15 protein-coding genes and 2 pseudogenes are annotated in these 21,151 nt (G+C 39.2%); 8 read left to right on the top strand and 9 right to left on the bottom strand.

Annotated elements, in window-relative coordinates; all coding sequences use genetic code 11:
• Nucleotides 1–8: 8 nt before the first annotated feature.
• The 4 genes from P20480_RS14395 to P20480_RS14380 form a co-directional block, all read right to left on the bottom strand.
• The gene (locus tag P20480_RS14395; protein ID WP_008127416.1) at nt 9–692 is read right to left on the bottom strand and encodes an MAE_28990/MAE_18760 family HEPN-like nuclease; all 684 of its coding nucleotides are present in this window, start codon (nt 690–692) and stop codon (nt 9–11) included.
• A complete protein-coding gene (locus tag P20480_RS14390) occupies nt 682–1,743 on the bottom strand; it encodes a GmrSD restriction endonuclease domain-containing protein (RefSeq protein ID WP_008127418.1) in 1,062 nt (353 codons plus the stop codon). The genes P20480_RS14395 and P20480_RS14390 overlap by 11 nt, the downstream gene beginning before the upstream one ends.
• Before the next feature lie 469 nt (nt 1,744–2,212).
• Nucleotides 2,213–2,392: a DUF6435 family protein gene (locus tag P20480_RS14385; RefSeq protein ID WP_008127419.1), complete on the bottom strand. Its 180-nt coding sequence runs from the start codon at nt 2,390–2,392 to the stop codon at nt 2,213–2,215.
• A 143-nt stretch (nt 2,393–2,535) separates the two neighbouring features.
• Entirely contained in the window at nt 2,536–3,699 is a 1,164-nt protein-coding gene (locus tag P20480_RS14380; protein WP_008127420.1) for a PQQ-dependent sugar dehydrogenase, read from the bottom strand.
• A gap of 401 nt (nt 3,700–4,100) precedes the next feature.
• Between P20480_RS14380 and P20480_RS14375 the strand changes: the two genes are divergently transcribed.
• The 3 genes from P20480_RS14375 (at nt 4,101) to P20480_RS14365 (ending at nt 7,401) form a co-directional block, all read left to right on the top strand.
• A complete protein-coding gene (locus tag P20480_RS14375; RefSeq protein ID WP_008127421.1) occupies nt 4,101–5,144 on the top strand; it encodes a ferredoxin reductase in 1,044 nt (347 codons plus the stop codon).
• On the top strand, nt 5,141–6,193 hold the full coding sequence (locus P20480_RS14370; RefSeq protein WP_008127423.1) for a fatty acid desaturase family protein: 1,053 nt from the start codon (nt 5,141–5,143) through the stop codon (nt 6,191–6,193). Before P20480_RS14375 ends, P20480_RS14370 begins: the two co-directional genes overlap by 4 nt.
• A gap of 209 nt (nt 6,194–6,402) precedes the next feature.
• Nucleotides 6,403–7,401: a branched-chain amino acid aminotransferase gene (locus P20480_RS14365; protein ID WP_008127425.1), complete on the top strand. Its 999-nt coding sequence runs from the start codon at nt 6,403–6,405 to the stop codon at nt 7,399–7,401.
• A 79-nt stretch (nt 7,402–7,480) separates the two neighbouring features.
• Here the strand turns inward: P20480_RS14365 and P20480_RS17675 are convergent.
• Nucleotides 7,481–7,797, bottom strand: a pseudogene (locus P20480_RS17675) (Mpo1-like protein).
• A 157-nt stretch (nt 7,798–7,954) separates the two neighbouring features.
• On the opposite strand from P20480_RS17675, the gene P20480_RS14360 reads away from it, so the two are divergent.
• Nucleotides 7,955–10,114 carry a prolyl oligopeptidase family serine peptidase gene (locus tag P20480_RS14360; protein ID WP_008127431.1) on the top strand — a complete coding sequence of 720 codons (2,160 nt, stop codon included), beginning with the start codon at nt 7,955–7,957 and terminating at the stop codon, nt 10,112–10,114.
• 98 nt (nt 10,115–10,212) lie between these two features.
• Here the strand turns inward: P20480_RS14360 and P20480_RS14355 are convergent, their stop codons facing one another.
• A complete protein-coding gene (locus P20480_RS14355) occupies nt 10,213–11,505 on the bottom strand; it encodes an anti-phage deoxyguanosine triphosphatase (protein ID WP_008127433.1) in 1,293 nt (430 codons plus the stop codon).
• 169 nt (nt 11,506–11,674) lie between these two features.
• Here P20480_RS14355 and P20480_RS14350 point away from each other — a divergent pair, with 169 nt between their 5' ends.
• Nucleotides 11,675–12,484 carry a glucosaminidase domain-containing protein gene (locus tag P20480_RS14350; RefSeq protein WP_008127435.1) on the top strand — a complete coding sequence of 270 codons (810 nt, stop codon included), beginning with the start codon at nt 11,675–11,677 and terminating at the stop codon, nt 12,482–12,484.
• Nucleotides 12,477–13,145, top strand: coding sequence for a DUF2987 domain-containing protein (locus tag P20480_RS14345; protein WP_033025028.1), 669 nt, complete (start codon nt 12,477–12,479; stop codon nt 13,143–13,145). The genes P20480_RS14350 and P20480_RS14345 overlap by 8 nt, the downstream gene beginning before the upstream one ends.
• Nucleotides 13,146–13,192: 47 nt before the next feature.
• Here P20480_RS14345 and P20480_RS14340 read toward each other — a convergent pair.
• The 3 genes and pseudogenes from P20480_RS14340 to P20480_RS14330 form a co-directional block, all read right to left on the bottom strand.
• Nucleotides 13,193–14,195 (bottom strand): annotated as a pseudogene (locus P20480_RS14340) (LacI family DNA-binding transcriptional regulator).
• Between the two features lie 43 nt (nt 14,196–14,238).
• Nucleotides 14,239–15,576, bottom strand: a complete 1,338-nt coding sequence (locus P20480_RS14335) for a glycoside-pentoside-hexuronide (GPH):cation symporter (RefSeq protein WP_008127441.1) — start codon at nt 15,574–15,576, stop codon at nt 14,239–14,241.
• A gap of 53 nt (nt 15,577–15,629) precedes the next feature.
• The gene (locus P20480_RS14330; protein WP_008127443.1) at nt 15,630–16,958 is read right to left on the bottom strand and encodes a GH1 family beta-glucosidase; all 1,329 of its coding nucleotides are present in this window, start codon (nt 16,956–16,958) and stop codon (nt 15,630–15,632) included.
• 257 nt (nt 16,959–17,215) lie between these two features.
• Between P20480_RS14330 and P20480_RS14325 the strand changes: the two genes are divergently transcribed.
• Together P20480_RS14325 and P20480_RS14320 are read left to right on the top strand one after the other, a co-directional pair.
• Nucleotides 17,216–18,490, top strand: a complete 1,275-nt coding sequence (locus P20480_RS14325) for a sugar MFS transporter (RefSeq protein ID WP_008127445.1) — start codon at nt 17,216–17,218, stop codon at nt 18,488–18,490.
• On the top strand, nt 18,490–21,039 hold the full coding sequence (locus tag P20480_RS14320) for a glycoside hydrolase family 3 protein (protein WP_008127447.1): 2,550 nt from the start codon (nt 18,490–18,492) through the stop codon (nt 21,037–21,039). Before P20480_RS14325 ends, P20480_RS14320 begins: the two co-directional genes overlap by 1 nt.
• Nucleotides 21,040–21,151: the final 112 nt, after the last annotated feature.

Below are 21,151 nucleotides of genomic sequence, written 5' to 3' on the forward strand. Positions count from 1 at the left end.
GAAGCCCTTTATCCCGCGCTATACTCTTGAACATATGTAGCTTTAAGAAACTCATAGTTAGCAATGTAATCTTCAAATGTAGAGATCACTTGCTCTATTACTAACTGTATTTCTTGAGTTTTAGTTCTCAGAACATTAACACGGTGGCGCTCACCAATAACCGTTGGAGTTTCTCTACCGTGAGCAACTGCATTCCGTTTATCGACCACCTCATCAATAGTTAACTTGACTCTAGGCTCAACTTGAATAGGAGCAGCACCAAAACTTCTTATTGTATTTTGGATTGTTTTAAACCATACATTTTGTAGGTTCTGAGAGAAAATGGTATTACTTATATCAAAGACCTCTTCAGAATTTATACTTTCAAATACCTCTGAAGATTTATCAAAATAATCTTTGTAGCCACATTGTTTAAAACTTTGCATTTTTGAATTTAATGAAATTACATTAAATGGAGTCGCGAAATGCAGGTTTTTAATATTTTTACTCTTTATTAAGAGTATTGCCTGCTCAACAGTTTCGTTTAAAGCCTTTTCTAGCGCAGAGTATAAGTGTACATAGTACAAACCTCTTAATACCTTAACTTCGGGTGTAGCTTCTCCTGCTGGTTCAATAGACTCTATGTAGTTAAGGTTAATCTGTACTTCACTAAATCTTTCTCGTGAATTTGCTCGCACAATATCAAATGTCATTGAGAAGAGTGTCCTTGACAATATTTATGCGTTTTAAAACCATTTTTTTACTATTTGTTGCCCCAGTCGTCGCTTTCTTAACTTCCTGATCATTTAGTAAATCTTCCAGCTTTGTTAGGTCAACTTGTCGATTACTTGTAATAGCTTTGGCACATCCAACTGATATCGCTTCATAGAGGACTACAGGCGTGATATTTTTTCTTGCTCCGCGAACGATACCATCAGGTAAATTATCTTTTAATGCCTCAAATGTGTCTAAAAATAATTTCTTTAATTCTTTTCTGTCTTTATCTTTGAATTTTTCAGTTTTTTGCTCCATATAGTCGTTTAAGAAACCTTTAACACTATGAACAAACTGTTCTGCATTTTCATGGTAAGCAAAAAACCTCAGGACTAGCTCTTCGTAACTTCCACTACGTTCTGAGTTTGCTGTCATTTTAACCACAGCTCTAAAGTCTTCATTTTCGGAAAGCTCTTTTAAGAAATCATTAAACGGACCTATATAAACACAATTCCTAATTTCTTGTTCATGTAGGGTAACACCGCCAGTATTTAATCTTTCAAAGAGATCATATCTCACATTGAAATCACTGCGATCGTTTAATACTGTTATTCTTAATGGCCGAGTTTGTAGCATAAACTGCATGGATTTTGGCAAGTCATTGAAATGAAGTCCATTCATAGACTCCAGCTTTTCAAGTCCAGTCAATTCCAGCTTTTCATGCTTTATCGAGATATCTTTAAGCTCTTCATCATTTCCAATAAAGTTCAATATCGTAGTAAGCCTTTGAAGCCCATCAATAACTTCCCAAGAAGCATCTTTGTTAGAAGCCATAAATAAACTTGGTATGGGTATCCCAAGAAACAATGACTCAATTAATGCCGATTGTCTTTTTGCATCCCACACAAAGTGACGCTGATACTCGGGGGCAATATCGATCATCTCTTCAAGTACCATGTCATATAATTGCTTTAAAGTAATGTCATAGCTATCGAATGCGACTGACCTTCTATTAGAATCAAGTTGTTCCTGAATTTTAACTATATTCAATTTGAATCCTTAGTTTGGTATTGCTCTAGCCCCAGAGGGCTTCTAACAACTTTATCAGAGGACACTTTCCTCTTTTAATGAGCAATGTATGTCCTCTTATTTATTTTTAATATTAATAACAAATCCTGTAACACATTGCGAGTATTAAACTTTAAGTCGGGCTGTTAATTAACAACAGGCAGAAAAGGGGAAAGTGTCCTCACTTTCTGACTTAGGAGGAAAAACGCCATCGCTTTAGTAAATGCAGTCATTAAAAATTTAAAATGAAAACTAAAGGCTTTTTTAAACCATTTTACCACCTCTAAAAAATGGCAACGGTAATATAAGTAACTACTTTAAATACAATTATTTGTGTAAGGCTATTATAAAGGTAGGTTTTTTGCGGGAGGTAGCTGTAAAAAGGAGGTGATGAATAATTGCTAAACGCGCCTACCTGCTTTTGAAACGGGCAAACACGTTTAATACGAATTTATTTGGATTTTTTTGCTTCAAGCGCTTCTATTTCACTCCAAATTTTTTCGGCTTCTTCGCTTAGCATGGCGTAGCTTTTAATGTCGCCTTTACGCTGAGCTTGCATGCCTTGCTCTAATTTGGCGTCGTACTCTTTACGTAACTTTTTTGTAGGGTCTGATTTGAATATCGAAAACATGGGACTCGCTTAATTTTATAAAAGTGATTGGACTACCATACGCTACAAAGCGATAAAAAGTTCTTTTAGCAGAAAGGCATTTACCTTGTTAAATTAAAACAAGGTAAACGAATTATTTGCTATGCTGCGGTTACTAAACGGTTTTATAGCTCAGGCTCTAGGCGTTTAATACCTTGGCCATCTAGGCCTAAGTAAATGTAACCATCATCCCCTTGCGCTAAACTTCTTACGCGGCCAATGCCCTCTAATATTTTTTCTTGGCTTTTTAGTGTATCGTTTTCAAGCGTAAGTGCGCTTAAAAACGAAAACTTCATAGACGATAACAACACTTTACCTTTTAATTTAGGGTATTTGTCGCTGGTGACGAATAGCATATCTGATGGTGCTATAGATGGAGTCCATTGTGATGTTGGCGATTGCATGCCGTCTTTTGTTTGCAGGTCTGTAAACGACGTGCCGCTATAATTTACGCCATAGCTAACTACTGGCCATCCGTAGTTTAATCCTGATTTTATTAAATTAAGTTCGTCGCCGCCTCGGGGGCCATGCTCATGAGCCCAAAGACGATTATTTTCAGCGTCAAACCACATACCCTGCGGGTTTCGATGTCCGTAAGACCAAACAGCGTGTTTAGCGTCTGTTTGTTTAACAAAGGGATTATCTGTTGGAATACGGCCATCTAAATGAAGACGATAAATTTTGCCCCCATCACGGCTAAGATCTTGCGGGTTTAGGTCGCGCGAGCCACGATCCCCGATCGAAAAATAAACATAACCTTGTTTATCAAATACAATACGACTGCCGTAGTGCTGACCTTTTGTACTGTTATGCTCACCTTTGTATAAAACGTGCGGCTCTAATAGCTGAGTATGATCATCACTTAATTTTGCGCGCATTAATGCAGTGTTACTACCACTGCCTTTGCCTTCAGCGCTTGAGTAAGTAAGGTAAAGCCATTGACTGTTTTTATTATCGGTATGCAGTGCTAAATCAAGTAAACCGCCTTGGCCGTTAGCATCTATATCGGGCAATCCTTTTACTTGAATAAGCGTTGAGGTGTTTTTACGTAATAAAAATAGTTTTCCACCTCGCTCTGTAATTAATAAATCACCATTTGATAGTGCTTCGATTGCCCAAGGAATACTTACACCTTCTGCAACGTCTACTGCTTTTACATTAAGCGGCAAACTCGGCAGCTTTTTAAAATCAACTGCATTTACTGACATTGTAGGCAGCGTCAATAAAGCGGCTGTTAGCACGGCACCCTTAAAAGAATGTGTATATTTTTTTGATTTTATATTGAGCATGTTATTTTCCAAAATTAATCAAATTAGGTTTACGTTAGCACGAGCTGTAAAAATTTGCTAAGCGTTGCGATAAGTGAAAATTCTTTAATTTTAGCTAGTTACATATATCACTCACACAGTATTAGAAATAGTTAGCTCACTCAGTAAAGTACTTTTTATATTTTATTTAGTTTTGAAATACGTTTATAAATTGAGTTTAGTTTGTTTTTTGTTCGTAGTTTTTAACAAAAATAATGGAATAAACACTCTATTAGGGTTGAAAACTTGAATTTTCAGCGTACACTTGTGCGCTGAAGTTTGAGCGTACACTTGTATGCTCAAATAGTGAGGGTTCTGATTTGTGCTAACACCCAGTTCGTGCAAACCATTGAGCAATAAACCAATATAGAGATTTTATTACAATGTTTACGCAGGCATTAAACCAATTTTCAACGTGGTTTTTACACCATCAAACGTTTGCAGGCTACATAGAGCCAATAATGCAAGTGTTTAAACCTGCTTGGCGTGCAGGGCAATTTAGAGCGCAACTAATGAGTTCAGAATCATTAAATGGTGAATTTTTGAGTTTGAAGCTAAAACCAAGCAAACAATGGCTCGCACATACCGCAGGGCAGCATGTTAGTTTGACCATTGAAATGAATGGACGATTATTGACGCGCGTTTTTACAATTGCTTCAAGCGTTAAATATTTCAACGAAACGGGATTTATACGCTTGTTAATTAAAACAAGCGAACAAGGACGATTTACCGGTTTATTAAATAACAAAGCAAAAGCGGGAACATGGTGCAACATATCTGCTGCAACGGGTGAGTTTGTATTTAAAAATACACATACTCCTGCCACATTAATAGCTGGTGGATCTGGTATAACGCCGATGCTAGCAATGCTTGACGATTATTTAGCGCAAACAACCAAAGCAATAAATTTAGTGTATTACGCAAAATCGGGCGAACATCAATGTGTTGATGAGTTGCGTGAATTAGCCACACAATTTAGTCATTTTTCATTTTTATTATTAACTCGTGAGCAGTCGAGCGACATTACTAGCAATATTAAACATTGGGACAATCCAGATATATATTGCTGTGGGCCGCTAGGGTTTATGCAAACAGTACAAGCGTTTGCTCAAAAACATGATCTTAATTATTACCAAGAGGCATTTGGTTTAGCGTTACCCAAAGTAAACAATGAAGATCAGTTTACTGTGAAGGTGAACAGCCAAGCCCATATAGTTGAAGGAAATGATGTACTACTTAGCCAGTTTGAAGTTAAAAAATTACCGGTAAAGCGTGGCTGCGGAATTGGTATTTGCCATCAGTGCCAATGTATTAAAAAGTCGGGAATAGTACGTAATTTAAAAACAGGTGAAATGTCAGACAACGGTGAGCAATTAATCCAACTTTGTATAAGCCAACCTGTGAGTGACTTGGAGTTACAATTATGAAAAACATAAACTTTGATCAGCTTGCAAGCGATTTAGATACTATAAAAATGAATACGCTTGCTAAAGTAGGACAAAAAGATGCTGACTATATTCGCTCTGTCGTTCGAAAGCAAAGACTATGTGAGTGGAGTGGGCGAATACTATTAATGCTTGGATTTATTCAGCCTTTACTTTGGGTTGCCGGTGTTTTGTTACTGGCTTTGGCTAAAATTCTCGATAATATGGAAATTGGCCACAATGTTATGCATGGTCAATACGATTGGATGAACGACAAACAGCTTAACTCTCAGCAATACGAATGGGACATAGCCTGCGATGGCCAAAGCTGGCATCGTGTTCACAATTTTGAGCACCACACATACACTAACATTATTGGAAAAGACCGTGATTTTGGCTACGGGTTGTTACGTTTGAGTGATGATTTTAAGTGGCGTTTTAAAAATGTGTGGCAGTTTTTTACTTACATAAATTTAAGTGTCTTGTTTCAGTGGGGGGTGTCATACCATGAGCTGGCAGCAGAGCGTGTTTTTATAGGTAAAAAGAAAGAAAATCGTGAAGGGGGTGTATCGCATGCTACTTTAAAGCAGCGTTTTTTTAGTAAAGGTGCTCGCCAGTTAATTAAAGATTATGTGATCTTCCCATTACTTGCAGGTCCACTGTTTTTATGGGTGTTAGCGGGTAATTTAGTGGCAAATTTGCTTCGTAACTTATGGACATCGACAATTATATTTTGTGGCCACTTTACCGAAGAAACCGAAACATTCAAAGAACAAGACTGCGTAAACGAAACCCAAGGCCAGTGGTATTATCGTCAAGTATTAGGCTCGTCTAATATCAAAGGGGCAAACTGGTTTCATATTTTAACGGGCCATTTGAGCTGCCAGATTGAGCACCACTTATTTCCTGATATGCCGTCGTCGCGATATCAAGAGGTGGCACCTCAGGTACAGGCCGTTATGCAAAAGCACGGGATTGATTACCACACTGGCGGATTTTTTAAACAATACGGCTCGGTGTTAAAGCGAATTATTAGATACTCATTTAAATAGTGATAGGGTGCATTAAGCGCTTTAAAAGCTAAAACATAAACCGGCATGTGTAAGCGCATATGCCGGTTTTTTGCTGTTGTGCTTAATAAACATACAGTGCGTTTGGTTTTTTCTTATTGTTAATTAAAAATCCGTTACTTTAGCTATGGTTAATTGATGCGTGATTGTCATACAATGGAGAAAAATAGACCACACAAGAGAGATAAAAAATGGCCGCATTTGGTACTGTGTTTATGCCACAGATGATTCAAGCTCGTTTTTCAGATAATCAATGGAGCGAAACCTCAGTTGTTCCATGCGATAAGCTTGAGTTTCATGCTGGAGCACACGTTCTTCATTATTCAAGCACCTGTTTTGAGGGCTTAAAAGCATTTCGTCATGAAGATGGGTCTGTTTATATTTTTAGAATGGATGCAAACATAGCACGTATGCAGCAAAGCTCTGCACTTTTAAGCTTACCAAGTTTTGATGGCGATATGCTTAAAACGATGATTATTGATATTGTTCGCCAATATGCCGATGAAACCCCATTACCGCCTGGCTCTATGTATATTCGCCCAACACATATAGGCACAGAAGCGGCAATTGGTAAAGCGGCAGCTCCTTCAATGAGCTCATTGTTGTACACTTTACTTTCGCCAGTAGGTGATTATTTTGCTGGTGGTGCTACGGCATTACGTGTGTTACTTGAAGAAGATGGTATGCGCTGTGCACCTCATATGGGCATGGTTAAAAGCGGCGGTAACTACGCCAGTGCGCTTGGCCCAATTAGCGCTGCACGTAAACAGTATCAAGCAGATCAAATATTATTTTGCCCAGGTGGTGATGTACAAGAAACGGGCGCTGCAAACTTTATTTTGATTGATGGCAACGAAATTATAACCAAAGCGCTCGACTCCACCTTTTTACACGGCGTGACGCGTAATAGTATTTTAACGATTGCTAAAGATTTAGGCATGACTGTGAGCGAACGTAATTTTACAGTGACTGAACTTTTAGAGCGTGCTGAAAAACCAGGCACAGAGGCTGCGCTTTCAGGTACTGCTGCGGTATTAACGCCAGTGGGAACGTTTATTCATAACGATAAAGAATATAAAGTAGGCACAGGAGAGCCTGGGCCAACTACTGCACGTCTGCGACAAGCATTGAACGACATTCAATGGGGTAAAAGCGAAGATAAACATGGATGGTTAACTAAAGTGGTATAGCGTTAAATACCCACGTTACTCGCACCAAAAAGCCACCTAATTAAGGTGGCTTTTTGGTGCGAGTAACTTTATTAATTTATTAAAATTTTATTTTTCCGGTTAATATATCTTTAAACATAACCCAGTCTCCCCACAAACTATAAAATGGGTGTTTAAATGTAGCTGGTCGGTTTTTTTCAAAAAAGAAATGCCCAACCCACGCAAAGCCATAGCCAATAATGGGTAGCAGCCACAATAGCGCAAATTTTTGACTTAATAATGCGGTAATAATAACCATAAGTACTAATAAGCTACCTATAAAATGCAAACGCCTGCAGGTTACGTTGCGATGCTCCTTTAAATAATAAGGGTAAAAAGTACTTTAAAACTGTTGAAACTGGGCTCTTTTTTTTTCATAAATCACGTCTTTATTTTTATTGTATGTTTTTACTATTAAAGCGTAAGTTTACACTTGTTTACAGCGATAAATGGCACTTAACGCATCTTAATAGACATAAGCTTAAAAAACTCATAAGTTATTACTACTACTTAATAAATAAAAAGAACACACATTATGTTACTTAAACGTACTCTTGCCTGTGCTGTATTATTGGCACTCAGTGGCTGTTCAGAGCCAACCAATACATCAGATCAAAAAGAAGTAAAATCATCTATGAATCAAGTTAACTCAGTCGTGTATCCCGAAACCAAAACAGGGGATGTAGTTGATACCTATTTTGGAGAAAACGTGGCCGATCCTTATCGTTGGTTAGAAGACGATATGAGTGCAGAGACTGCTGATTGGGTAAAAGCGCAAAATACGGCTACTTTTTCATACTTAGAACAAATCCCTTACAGAAACAAGCTCAAAGAGCGCCTTGAAAAGCTGATGAATTACGAAAAAATAGGTGCGCCATTTGAAGAGGGCGGCTACACCTACTTTTACAAAAACGATGGCTTGCAAAATCAATATGTTTTATACCGCAGCAAAGGTGGTGAAGCGCCAGAGGTATTTTTAGATCCTAATAAATTTAGCGACGACGGTACAACGTCTATGTCGGGTTTATCGTTTTCTAAAGATGGTAGTTTATTAGCGTATCAAGTTTCTGAAGGTGGCAGTGATTGGCGTAAAATTATCGTTATTAATACAACGACTAAAGAGCAAGTAGAGCAAGCTTTAGTTGATGTGAAATTTAGTGGTATTGATTGGCTAGGTAATGAAGGATTTTACTACTCTAGCTACGACAAGCCAAAAGGTAGTGAGCTGTCGGCTAAAACAGATCAACATAAAGTGTATTATCATGCTTTGGGTACATCGCAGGATGACGATCGTGTTGTATTTGGCGACAGCGAGGCGCAAAAGCATCGTTACGTTGGCGCCGATGTAACAGATGATGGCAAGTACTTGCTAATTTCTGCCAGTGTTTCAACGTCTGGAAACAAACTTTTTATAAAAGACTTAAGTAAAGAAAATAGTGATTTTGTTACTGTTGTTGGTAACTCAGATTCAGATACTTCTGTAATTGATAACGACGGCGAAAAGCTTTACTTAGTTACAAATTTAAACGCACCCAATAAAAAAGTGGTCACGGTAAATGCAAATAACCCAGCGCCTGAAAATTGGGTCGACTTTATATCAGAAACCGATAACGTTCTTAGCCTAAGTAAAGGCGGAGATACTTTTTTTGCTAATTACATGGTTGATGCCATTTCGCATGTTAAACAATATAATAAGCAAGGTGAGTTAATACGTGAAATTAATTTACCAGGCGTAGGGAGTGCACGTGGTTTTCGTGGTAAAAAAGATCAATCAACGCTTTATTACTCGTTTACTAACTATAAAACTCCAGGGACTACTTTTTCGTTTGATGTAAGCTCAGGCGAGTCAAAGGTTTATCGTGAATCGGCAATCGATTTCAACAGTAATGATTACACCTCTGAGCAAGTTTTTTATACCTCAAAAGACGGTACAAAAGTGCCGATGATCATCACTTATAAAACGGGTATAAAATTAGACGGTTCAAACCCAACCATCTTATACGGTTACGGTGGTTTTAACGCAAGTTTAACACCAAGCTTTAGCCCTATTAATGCGCTTTGGCTTGAGCAAGGTGGGGTGTATGCCGTTGCTAATATTCGTGGTGGTGGTGAATACGGTAAAGACTGGCATAACGCTGGTACAAAAATGCAAAAACAAAACGTGTTTGACGACTTTATTGCCGCGGCAGAGTACTTAAAAGATAAAAAGTACACCTCTAAAAAGCGTTTAGCACTGCGCGGTGGTTCAAATGGTGGTTTATTAGTAGGTGCGGTGATGACGCAGCGACCTGACTTATTTCAAGTTGCATTACCAGCGGTAGGCGTACTTGATATGCTGCGTTACCATACATTTACAGCGGGCGCTGGTTGGGCATACGACTACGGTACTAGTGAGCAAAGTAAAGAAATGTTTGAATATATAAAAGCTTACTCGCCATTGCATAACGTTAAAGCGGGCGTTGAATATCCTGCCACTATGGTAACAACCGGTGATCACGATGATCGTGTGGTGCCATCTCATTCATTTAAATTTGCTGCTGAATTACAAGCTAAGCAGGCTGGAAATAACCCTACACTTATTCGTATTGAAACAAATGCGGGTCATGGTGCGGGCACACCAACCAGCAAGGTTATAGATTTATACGCAGATATGTTTGGTTTTACGCTATATAACATGGGTGTTAAAGAGCTATAAAACGCGTTAACGTTACCTTATTTTAAAATACAAAAGCCGAGTAAATTTACTCGGCTTTTTTATTAACTTTATTTTGGAGCCAAAAACCTGTTTGTTGACTACTGCGCAGGCAAAAATAACCGCTGATAAGTTTTATATGCGTATTCATCACTCATACCACTTAAGTAGTCACAAATAATGCGCATGCCTTGGTTATGTTTTTGAGCCTCAATATATTGCGCTTGCGTTGTTTCGGGTAACAAACGAAGCGGATCGCTTGCAAACGCTGTAAATAATTCAATCAGTAGGTTTTGCCCTTTAAACTCAATCTGTTGCATTTCAGGGTCGCGAATTAAGCGTTGAAATACAAAGTGCTTGAGTATGTGTAGTACGTTTTCATACTCCGGGTGCAACTTAGCAGTGTATTTTAAAATAGGGCATTCAAATGCTTCGTTTTGTATGTCTAGATGAATGTGAATAATGAAGGTGTTTACCAGCTCACCTATGGCGTCTTTTCGTTCAAAATCATTTTTTGAAAATAGTCGAGATGTTAACGTTTCAAGCAAGGTATTAAGCCACTCAAAATTTAGCGCTTGCAAGTGAGGAAGTGCGTGCGTTTGCCAGTCATCTAATGTCAAAACACGGGTTGCAATGGCGTCTTCTAAATCGTGCACGGCGTATGCTATATCGTCGGCATGTTCCATTATGGCGCTGTCGAGGGATTTATAAAGTGTTTTAGCGCGGTGTTTATCTATTGTTGCGTGGGTATTTAATAACGTTCTGTCGTTTTGGCTTAATGGTTCAACAATCCAGTCAAATATGTGTGCGTCGTCTTGGTATAACCCTTTTGCAGGGCGCCAATCATCGGCTTTGATAAAAGCACGTGAGTTACGCGTATCGGGTATGGTGTGCCACAACTCGTTTATAAATGCTGGGTATTTAATAAACCCGAGTAATGTACGGCGTGTAAGGTTCATACCATAACCATTACTGTAGGGCTCTAGTTTTGCAACTATTCGTAAAGTTTGAGCATTTCCTTCAAAGCCGCCATGGTCTCGCATCATATAGTTAAGAGCAATTTCACCTCCGTGGCCAAATGGTGGGTGGCCAATATCGTGAGCCAAACAGAGTGTTTCGAGTAAACCGGTTGATGGAAAATGGCTAAAATCACTATGTTGTGACTTTAAGTGCCTTAAAATACCAGTGCCAATTTGTGACACCTCTAACGAATGAGTAAGACGGGTACGATAAAAGTCGTTTAGGCCAATCCCCATAATTTGTGTTTTAGCTTGTAAGCGTCTAAATGCAGCTGCATGAATAATTCTTGAGCGGTCAACCTGCCAGGGAGATCGGTTGTCGTTAGGTCTGTGTTTATATTGCTCTATTATTCTACTTTGCCAAACTTTGTCCATACTGCTAAACCACCATTAAACCTGTTTAGTGTTTAGTATACCCATGCACTTATAAATTGCGAATGAACATATTTTTGTAATTCGCGTTTATATAGTTGCTTAGGTATAATAAGGGTTCGTATGCGTGTGTAGGTACCATGCATAAATAGTTGTTTGAATGAGACGATACATGCTTAAGATTATCTTTCAGTTTTTGTTATCCATCCTTTTTATATGGGCACTTACGTACCCGTTTGTACAAAGTGATGAAACCGATAGCGCAGATCAAACCACCAGTGAACAACCTAAAAAAGTGAAGAAAAAAGAAAAGCCGCTACATAGTGTAACGTTGCCTAAATTTTCTGAATTTACGGATGTAAAAGAGAAAAAACGCGCATTTTTTGATTTTATTCGTCCCCATGTTGAGGCTGAAAATAAAAAAATATTACAACAACGTGCCAAGTTAGAAATAGCCCGCATGATGCTTGAAAACAATCTATCGCTTGAAGAAAAACAAAACAAAGATATTGTAAAAATCCTTAAACAATATGGCTTACCTGAAACGGTTAACACACTTGTGCTAACTCAGGCTTTGCGCCGTGTTGATATTATTCCTAAAGAAATGGCATTAATGCAAGCTGCAAATGAGTCAGCTTGGGGGACCTCTCGGTTTGCGCGAATTGGTCTGAATTTTTTTGGTCAGTGGTGTTACTCAAAAGGTTGCGGCATGGTGCCAAAGCGTCGTAACACTGGCGCAGCACACGAAGTCGCTGCATTTCAATCGGTGCGTGCTGCAGTAAGCTCTTATTTCAGAAATATAAATACCCACGGCGCTTACAAAGAGTTACGAGGCATACGTGAAAACCTGCGCCGTGAAAAAAAACCAGTATTAGCAACCAAGTTAACCCATGGTTTGATGTCTTACTCTGAGCGAGGTGAGGCATATATAGAAGAATTAAATACGATGATCAGACAAAACAGAGCTTACTTTGATGAATAAATACATGACAGGTTGTTTTTACGCGAGTTTACTTTTTTTGTTGGGCTTTAGTGCATTTAGCGCCAATGCCAGAGAGTTTGTAATGTCGTACGATGGTTTTTATGACCGTTTAAAAGTAGTTAATAAAGGGGATTTTCAATATGCCCGTGTCAACTTTTATATAAGCGATATTGCAACTAACGAGGCATGTTCAATAAAAAACGGAACCATTTTAACAGAGAATAACGAGTATCCGCTTAACTTCACAGATAGCGCACAGCTGTTGTTGCCTTTTGATAAGCAACTTGATTCAGATAAAGCTGTTATTGTTATAGAGCCACAAAACCCTGAACATGATTGTCAGTTAAAGCTACAAATAGAAGCTAACGAATTTGACGATTTAGCTTTCTCAAAACATGCGCTATATACCATCAACGAGGAGCTAGACGAATTACTAACTGATTTGTCAGGCTTTTTTGTTAGTAAGCTAATGTGGTTTTTATTACCTGAGCAAAAAGGTGTGGCGGTTACCTTTAAAAACCCAATAAGCATTAATGATGAAAACGTAACCTGCGAGGAATCGATTTGTTATTTTGATGTTGACGATAACTGGGAAGAGGATAGCCAATCGTTCGGTGAAATTAGTAATGTATTAAAAGTAACTCCCTGGATTGCAAAGTAACGGTAAACGTTGCAGTTAAATATAATAAAGCGGCATTAGCCGCTTTTTTATTTTAGTGGCGCTGAAGAGTCACGCTGCATTAGTGTGGGTTAACAAAAAACGATTTATTTTAATATTTTTTGTTTGGTATACGTCTTTAAGAACAAGTTTTGCGGCCATTTCACCCATTTTAGCTACCGGATTATCAATCGTTGTTAGTGTTGGGTAGAGGTAGTTTGCAAATATTACGTTATCAAATCCGACTATCGATAAATCGTTGGGTAGGTGATAACCGTGTTCACGGGCATACTTCATCGCACCTGAGGCCATCTCGTCGTTTGCGCACACAAGAGCTGTAAAATTTAGCTTACTATTAATGAGGTGCTCAAGCGCTGAACTTCCCCCGGTTTCGTTAAAATCACCTTCAAAATAGAGCGATGGATCAAACGTAATATTGGCTTCTTCGAGGGCTTGTTTATGGCCAGCTAAACGGTTTGCAGCATCGGCCTTAAACTGAGGGCCTGCAATATAAGCAATTTCGGTATGGCCTTGTTCTAACACCGATTTAGTTGCTAAATAACCGCCTAGTTTGTTATCTAAGCTAATGCAGTGCTCTTTGAGTTCTTCGACGTAGCGGCTCATTAAATAAACAGGCGTTGTGCCTCTACTGAGCGATATTAGGTATTCGTCGGTCACTGCTTCAACATGCAAAATTATGGCGTCGCAGCGCCTACTAATTAAAAAGTCGATGCCTTCTTTTTCTTTATCTTCTTCACTGTGGCCGGTTGTAATAATAACGTGTTTACCGGCAGCTCTAAGCTCAGACTCAATCCCCGCCATCATCTGGGCGAAGAAAGGACCATGTAATTCAGATACTAGAATACCTACACTGTTAGTGCAGTTTGATGCTAAAGATTGGGCTATTGAGTTAGGTTTGTAACCCAATGTTTGCATTGCATCGAGTACTTTTTTAGTTGTTTTATCACTTACTTTTGTGTTTTTGTTCATTACCCGAGAGACGGTAGCTAACGATACACCTGCAAGCTCTGATACTTGATAAATTGTTGCCATGTTACTTATTGACTCGCTTTCACCCTTAACTTAATCAGCTAAATCATACCTTAGTGTTGTTGACTGTGGTTAGCTTTGATTGAATATTTTCAACAACCTGGTTAGTTAATGTATATTTTTTCATTGTGTATGCTACAAAAAGGGAACCTAGGGCTGGTAGTACAGTAAACGACAGTAAAATTCCCTGCTGAGTACTCATTGTTTGCGTCACATCAGCCTGATAACTGTAAAATGATAATAGCCAACCTGCGATAGCACCTCCAACAGCAACACCCATCTTAATAAAAAATATAACACCGGAGTAAACTAAGCCCGTAATCCGTAATCCCGTTACTTCGTGACCATAATCTATGGTGTCAGCCATTTTTGCCCATAGGAGTGGGGTCGCCATATCTAAAAAGAATTTCCATAGAATAAAAGCAGCAAACGCGAGAACCAGTTGTTCACTGCCAATAAAATAGCTAAATCCACAAATAGTTGCAGCGATAAGTTGTAAACTGATGTAGGCCTTTATTTTGCAAAAACGCGCAGCTAGCGGCTGTGCAACTGCGCAACCTATCATACTAGCAACTACACCTAGGGTCATAAATAGAGTGATTAAATCTTCCCGACCGAGGTAGTATTTGACGTAATAAACCGCCAGAGTTAGCCTAAGCACTTGGCCAGTCAGCAAGAAAAATGCAGCAATACACAAGGTACGCCATTGATCGTTTTTTACTAGGGCTTGAATACTTTTAGCAAAAGGGATGTTTTGTTCTTTGGGTTGTTGAATACGTTCTTTGGTGCCTAAAAAGCAAAGTAAAAACAGCACAAGGCCTAAAATACTCATGGCGGTCATGGTTAGCTGGTAACCTTTAGCGTTATCGCCCTGGCCAAAGTATTCAACCATTGGCATGGTGCATCCAGCAACAATAACACCACCAAGCATCCCAAATACAAAACGGTACGATTGAATAGTAACGCGTTCTTTTGCGTCTGCGGTTAACACACCACCGAGTGCGCAATAAGGTATATTAATAGCAGTGTAAGCAACCATCAGTAAGGTATAGGTGCTAAAGGCATAGATTATTTTGTCAGTGCCTTCTAAGTCTGGTGTAGTAAACGCTAAAATACTAATAATGGCAAAAGGGAGCGCAAGCCATAGTAGGTAAGGGCGAAAATGTCCCCAGCGAGTATGTGTTTTATCAGCTAGGTTGCCCATTAGGGGGTCGGTTACGGCGTCAAAAATGCGAACAGCTAAAAACATAGTACCAACAACGGCGGGGGATAAGCCCACCACGTCGGTATAGTAAAGCATTAGGAACATCATTACCGTTTGGAAAATAATATTACTGGCGGTGTCGCCTAATCCGTAGGCTATTTTTTCTTTTACACTAACCATGGTTGCTTTATCTCGCTTTATGTTTTTTTAGTTGCGTTAATAAATACGTTTTTTTATCTATTTGAGATTAATGCTTTATAGGCTAGGCCACTATTTTTTATAGTACGTTGCTGTGTGCTGTAATCTACATAAACTATACCAAATCTTTTTAAGTAACCTTCTGCCCATTCAAAGTTATCCATTAGGCTCCAGGCAAAATAGCCGTCAATTCTTACACCTTGTTCTGTTGCATTGTGAACGGCATTTAGGTGACTGTTGTAGTAGTCTAGTCGATCTACATCATTGATTTCACCATTATTATAGCTGTCGGGCATCGCTGCGCCATTTTCTGTAATAAAAATAGGCGGTAGGGTATAGGTATTGTTAAGTGTGACTAATAACTCTGTAAACGACTTAGGGTAAATTTCCCAGCCCATATCGGTTAGCGGGCCAGTAGGCTCTATTGGCTCATATATTTCAGTAGGGTGCGCTTTATAAAATTGACGGGTGTAAAAGTTAATACCCAAATAATCAATTGATTGCGAAATAATAGCCATGTCACCATCGTGAATATCTGGCAGATGTGCTGAAGGTAATTGTTCAATAATTGCTGGGTATGTACCATCCATGATGGGTTTCATGTACCACTGGTTTAAGTAGTCATCTGCAAAAGCAGTTGCAGCAATGTCATCAGGGTCTTCAGAGATGCTATAGCAGGGAGTAAAATTAAGCACGATACCGTTTAAAGTCGTCGGTGAGTTTTGCTTTAATACGGTCATGGCAAGCCCATGTGCTAATAACAAATGGTGGGCGGCTTTGCGCCCGTATTGTTTACCCACTTTCCCTGGCGCATGAATGCCAATTTCGTAACCTAAAAAAGCACTGCAAAAGGGTTCGTTTAAGGTAGCGTATGAATGCACCCGGTCACCGAATGCAAAAGTAATTAAATCAACATAGTGAGCAAACGCATAAGCTGTTTCTCGATTTAACCAACCCCCTTCGTCTTCAAGGTGTTGAGGTAAATCCCAGTGGTATAACGTGACAAACGCTTTAATATTGCGCTTTTTCAGTTCATCTAAGATGTCGGTGTAAAACTTTACGCCTTCAGGGTTAAGCTCACCACTTTTTGTAATAACACGAGGCCAAGAAATAGAAAGTCTGTAAGCATCTACTCCTAATGATTCGATTAAATCTATGTCTTTTTTCCAATTATTGTAATGATCGCACGCAACATGCCCATTTGAGTTATCAGCTATTTTACCTGGAGTATCACAAAAGGTATCCCAGATACACGGCAGACGATGAGTTGATCCACCTTCTATTTGGAAAGACGCTGTTGCTACACCATAAATAAACTCTTTTGTTAATAGAGGTGAACAAGTTGGTAAAGATATTTTAGTCATTAGTTACAAACCTTTTAAAACCTAAATTGCACTTTTAGCGCCGATATTTACTGCCTCGTAGCTTACTCTCGACTTGATAAAAAATAAAAATTGTTGAATTATGTTACGTGTTCGTATTTAATTAGCTGTGAAAGCGCTTACATTTTTAAGATTAATGTTAATTAACCTTCAGGTCAACTCTTTAATAGCATGGCTTAGCCGCCAATTTATTAACAATACAGAGAAGGTTAACGATAATAATAAATTGCGGAGAGCACATGGCTAGTTCAGCACCAACAACGACACACACACAATCGCAAAACACAGGCGATAATAATTATGGATTTGCACTTACATCGTTAACAACGCTATTTTTTATGTGGGGTTTTATTACCTGCCTAAATGACATTCTAATCCCGCATTTAAAAGCGGTATTCGATTTAACATACGTGCAGGCTATGCTTGTGCAGTTTTGTTTTTTTGGTGCTTACTTTTTAATGTCTATACCCAGCGGGCTTATTGTGAAAAAGCTGGGTTATAAAAACGGCATTGTTGTCGGGTTACTAATTGCTGCAGTTGGGTGTGTATTATTCTATCCAGCGGCACAAATGCATAACTATCCTGTATTTTTGTTTGCGCTGTTTGTTTTAGCAAGCGGAATTACTTTATTACAGGTATCTGCAAACCCATACGTAAGCTTATTAGGTCCTGCAAAAACAGCGTCTTCTCGTTTGACATTAACACAGGCATTTAATGCGCTTGGTACCACGGTTGCACCGTCTTTTGGTGCATTATTAATACTAGGCTCAGCGTCGGATGCTTTTTTAACACCGGCGCAAAATGCCGAATCAGTTCAACTTCCTTACTTGCTGCTTGCTGCAATGCTAATTGTATTAGCTGGTGTGTTTGCATGGCTTAAGCTTCCTGACATTATGAGCGAGCAAAAAGAAGCTGCCGAGAAATCAGACACCATTGAAGGGAGTGCATGGCAGTATCGCCACCTTGTTTTGGGTGCGGTAGGCATATTTATGTATGTGGGCGCGGAAGTTGCGATTGGTAGTTTTTTAGTTAGCTTTTTAGCGCAAGAAAATATTGCTGGATTAAAAGAACATGTCGCGGCTCATTACATTACCTATTACTTTGGCGGTGCAATGGTTGGGCGTTTTATTGGCGCGGCTGTAATACAAAAACTTCCCGCCGGTAAAGTGCTTGGTTTTAATGCAACCATGGCTATTATTTTAGTGGTTATTGCCATGAGCACATCTGGTCAGTTAGCAATGTGGTCAATATTATTAGTTGGATTATTTAACTCCATTATGTTTCCTACTATTTTTAGCCTTGCACTAAATGGCTTAGGCAAGCACACAGCGCAAGGTTCGGGCATTTTGTGTTTGGCAATTGTAGGCGGTGCAATTGTGCCGCTTTTACAAGGTGCACTTGCTGATAGTGTTGGGGTTCAACTTTCGTATGCTTTACCAATTTTATGTTATCTATTCATCGTATTTTACGGCTTAAGTGGCAGCAAACCCGTTCAAGCTAAGGAGACTTTATAATGAACACACGTTTTACGCTCAATAAAATTGCATTAGCAACATTGGTTGCTTCAGTGACCACATTAACAGCTTGTTCAAACGACAATACTAATCAAGCTGATAGTGCTAAAGCGCACGCTAATGCTGAACAAATATGGCCCAAGCTCAATATTGCGGTTAAAAAAGATGCAGAGATAGAAGCACAAATAGTGAGTTATTTAAACTCAATGACGCTTGAGCAAAAAGTAGCGCAAATGATTCAGCCTGAAATACGTGATATTACCGTTGAAGATATGCGTAAATACGGTTTTGGTTCTTACTTAAATGGTGGAGGGGCGTTTCCTAATGGGGATAAACATGCCACTCCACAAGATTGGGTTGCCCTTGCTGAAAAAATGTATCAAGCGTCCATTGATGATTCAATAGACGGTAGCAAAATTCCTACTATGTGGGGAACAGATGCAGTACATGGTCATAATAATGTGATTGGTGCTACATTATTTCCACATAATATTGGTTTGGGTGCGGCTAATAATCCTGACCTAATTGAACAAATTGCAGCTGTTACCGCGGTAGAAGTTATGGCTACAGGTATTGATTGGGTGTTTGCGCCAACCGTTGCAGTTGTGCGTGACGATCGCTGGGGTAGAACCTATGAGGGTTATTCTGAAGACCCTGCAATAGTGCGTGAGTATTCAGCAGCTATTGTAAATGGCTTACAAGGTAAAGCCGATGAAGACTTTTTAAGTGATAAACGGGTAATTAGTACTGTTAAGCACTTTTTAGGTGATGGCGGTACTGTTGATGGTGACGATCAAGGTAATAATATCGATAGTGAGCAATCGTTATTTGATATTCATGCACAAGGTTATGTAGGTGGGTTATCGGCTGGTAGTCAGTCTGTAATGGCGTCGTTTAACAGTTGGAACGGTGTTAAAAATCACGGTAATAAATATTTACTGACCGATGTATTAAAAACACGCATGGGTTTTGACGGGTTTGTTGTTGGTGACTGGAATGGACATGGACAAATAAAAGGCTGTACCAACGAAAGCTGCCCACAAGCTATTAATGCAGGGCTAGATATATTTATGGTGCCAACGGGTGCTTGGAAACCACTATATGAAAATACCATAGCCCAAGTTAAATCTGGCGAGATTAGCATGGCGCGTATTGATGATGCTGTTGCACGTGTATTGCGTGTAAAACTACGCGCAGGTTTATTCGATAAGCCAAGTCCAGCAAACCGTTTATATTCAGGTAAAACAGAATTAATTGGCGCACAAGATCACCGTGAAGTAGCACGACAAGCAGTACGTGAGTCACTCGTACTTCTTAAAAATAAAAATGACTTATTGCCGCTTTCGCCAAATCAACATGTACTTATTACCGGTGACGGTGCCGATAATATCGGTAAGCAGTCTGGTGGGTGGAGTATTACTTGGCAGGGCACTAACAATAAAAATGCTGACTTTCCAGGAGCCACGTCAATTTATAAAGGCTTAGAAGAGCAAGTTACTGCCGCAGGCGGTAAAGTTACACTCAGTGATGATGGCTCTTTTGAGCAAAAACCCGATGTAGCCGTTGTTGTATTTGGTGAAGAACCTTACGCGGAGGGTCATGGTGACAGAGATAACCTTGAATTTGAGCGCGGCAATAAAAAATCGTTAGCGCTGTTAAAGTCATTAAAAGCGCAAGGAATAAACGTTGTTTCTGTATTTATTTCTGGTCGCCCAATGTGGGTAAACAGTGAACTTAATGCGTCTGATGCATTTGTAGCAGCATGGTTACCTGGTACTGAAGGCGGTGGTGTTGCCGATGTGCTACTAAAAACAGCCGACGGTAGTGTTAACCACGATTTTAAAGGCAAACTTTCTTTTTCATGGCCGAAAACGGCAGTTCAAACAACGGTTAATAAGGGAGATAAAGGTTACTCGCCGTTATTACCGTATGGCTTTGGTTTAACCTATGGCGATAAAAATATACTTGCGGATAATTTAGATGAAAATTCGCAATTAGATAATTTATCACTAACCAGTATGGATATTTTAGTGGGAGCACCGGTTGCGCCATGGCGTCTATTGCTAAAATCGGGTGATGAATTGTTAGATGTGTCGAGCAGTACCCATGAGTTTGGCGCTATAAAATACCGAACTGAAGATAAGGTTGTACAAGAAGATGCTCGTCAGTTTAATTTCAACGGTAGTGAAAAAGCGAGCGCAGAAATAGTAACGAGCTTTGCTGAAGATACTATTACTTATGTTGAAGCAAATGGCGTAATTAGTTTTGACATAAAGCTGAATCAAGCGCTTGGTAATGAGCTTTCACTTGCAATGTGTTCGGGTGAATGTGGTGAAAGTATTAACCTAGCTAACGTTGTTGATAGTAGTTTACTTAGTAAATGGCAGTCAGTATCGATTGACCTGAAATGTTATGCTGATAAAGGCGTAAACTTTGCGAGTTTAACAAGTCCATTTAGTTTGCGCAGCTCAGGTAAAGCCTCTGTGTCGGTATCAGATATAAAATTTGTACCAAACAAAGCAGATGAAGCTACGCTTAAGTGTAAGTAAGACTATGCTAAATTAAATAAATAGATTGTTGTGTGTAGTAAAGCCCTTCATTTGAAGGGCTTTTTTTATGAATCAAAATACACAAATAGTTTTATTTAGTAATTAAGTGTAG

Origin of the sequence: Pseudoalteromonas sp. BSi20480 (assembly GCF_000241365.1) — a bacterium.
GTDB classification, from domain to species: Bacteria; Pseudomonadota; Gammaproteobacteria; order Enterobacterales; family Alteromonadaceae; genus Pseudoalteromonas; species Pseudoalteromonas marina.

Coding starts and splice junctions, on each gene's coding strand:
- P20480_RS14395 (WP_008127416.1), bottom strand. CDS start 692: ATGACATTTGATATTGTGCGAGCAAATTCACGAGAAAGATTTAGTGAA.
- P20480_RS14385 (WP_008127419.1), bottom strand. CDS start 2,392: ATGTTTTCGATATTCAAATCAGACCCTACAAAAAAGTTACGTAAAGAG.
- P20480_RS14380 (WP_008127420.1), bottom strand. CDS start 3,699: ATGCTCAATATAAAATCAAAAAAATATACACATTCTTTTAAGGGTGCC.
- P20480_RS14375 (WP_008127421.1), top strand. CDS start 4,101: ATGTTTACGCAGGCATTAAACCAATTTTCAACGTGGTTTTTACACCAT.
- P20480_RS14370 (WP_008127423.1), top strand. CDS start 5,141: ATGAAAAACATAAACTTTGATCAGCTTGCAAGCGATTTAGATACTATA.
- P20480_RS14365 (WP_008127425.1), top strand. CDS start 6,403: ATGGCCGCATTTGGTACTGTGTTTATGCCACAGATGATTCAAGCTCGT.
- P20480_RS14360 (WP_008127431.1), top strand. CDS start 7,955: ATGTTACTTAAACGTACTCTTGCCTGTGCTGTATTATTGGCACTCAGT.
- P20480_RS14355 (WP_008127433.1), bottom strand. CDS start 11,505: ATGGACAAAGTTTGGCAAAGTAGAATAATAGAGCAATATAAACACAGA.
- P20480_RS14350 (WP_008127435.1), top strand. CDS start 11,675: ATGCTTAAGATTATCTTTCAGTTTTTGTTATCCATCCTTTTTATATGG.
- P20480_RS14345 (WP_033025028.1), top strand. CDS start 12,477: ATGAATAAATACATGACAGGTTGTTTTTACGCGAGTTTACTTTTTTTG.
- P20480_RS14335 (WP_008127441.1), bottom strand. CDS start 15,576: ATGGTTAGTGTAAAAGAAAAAATAGCCTACGGATTAGGCGACACCGCC.
- P20480_RS14330 (WP_008127443.1), bottom strand. CDS start 16,958: ATGACTAAAATATCTTTACCAACTTGTTCACCTCTATTAACAAAAGAG.
- P20480_RS14325 (WP_008127445.1), top strand. CDS start 17,216: ATGGCTAGTTCAGCACCAACAACGACACACACACAATCGCAAAACACA.
- P20480_RS14320 (WP_008127447.1), top strand. CDS start 18,490: ATGAACACACGTTTTACGCTCAATAAAATTGCATTAGCAACATTGGTT.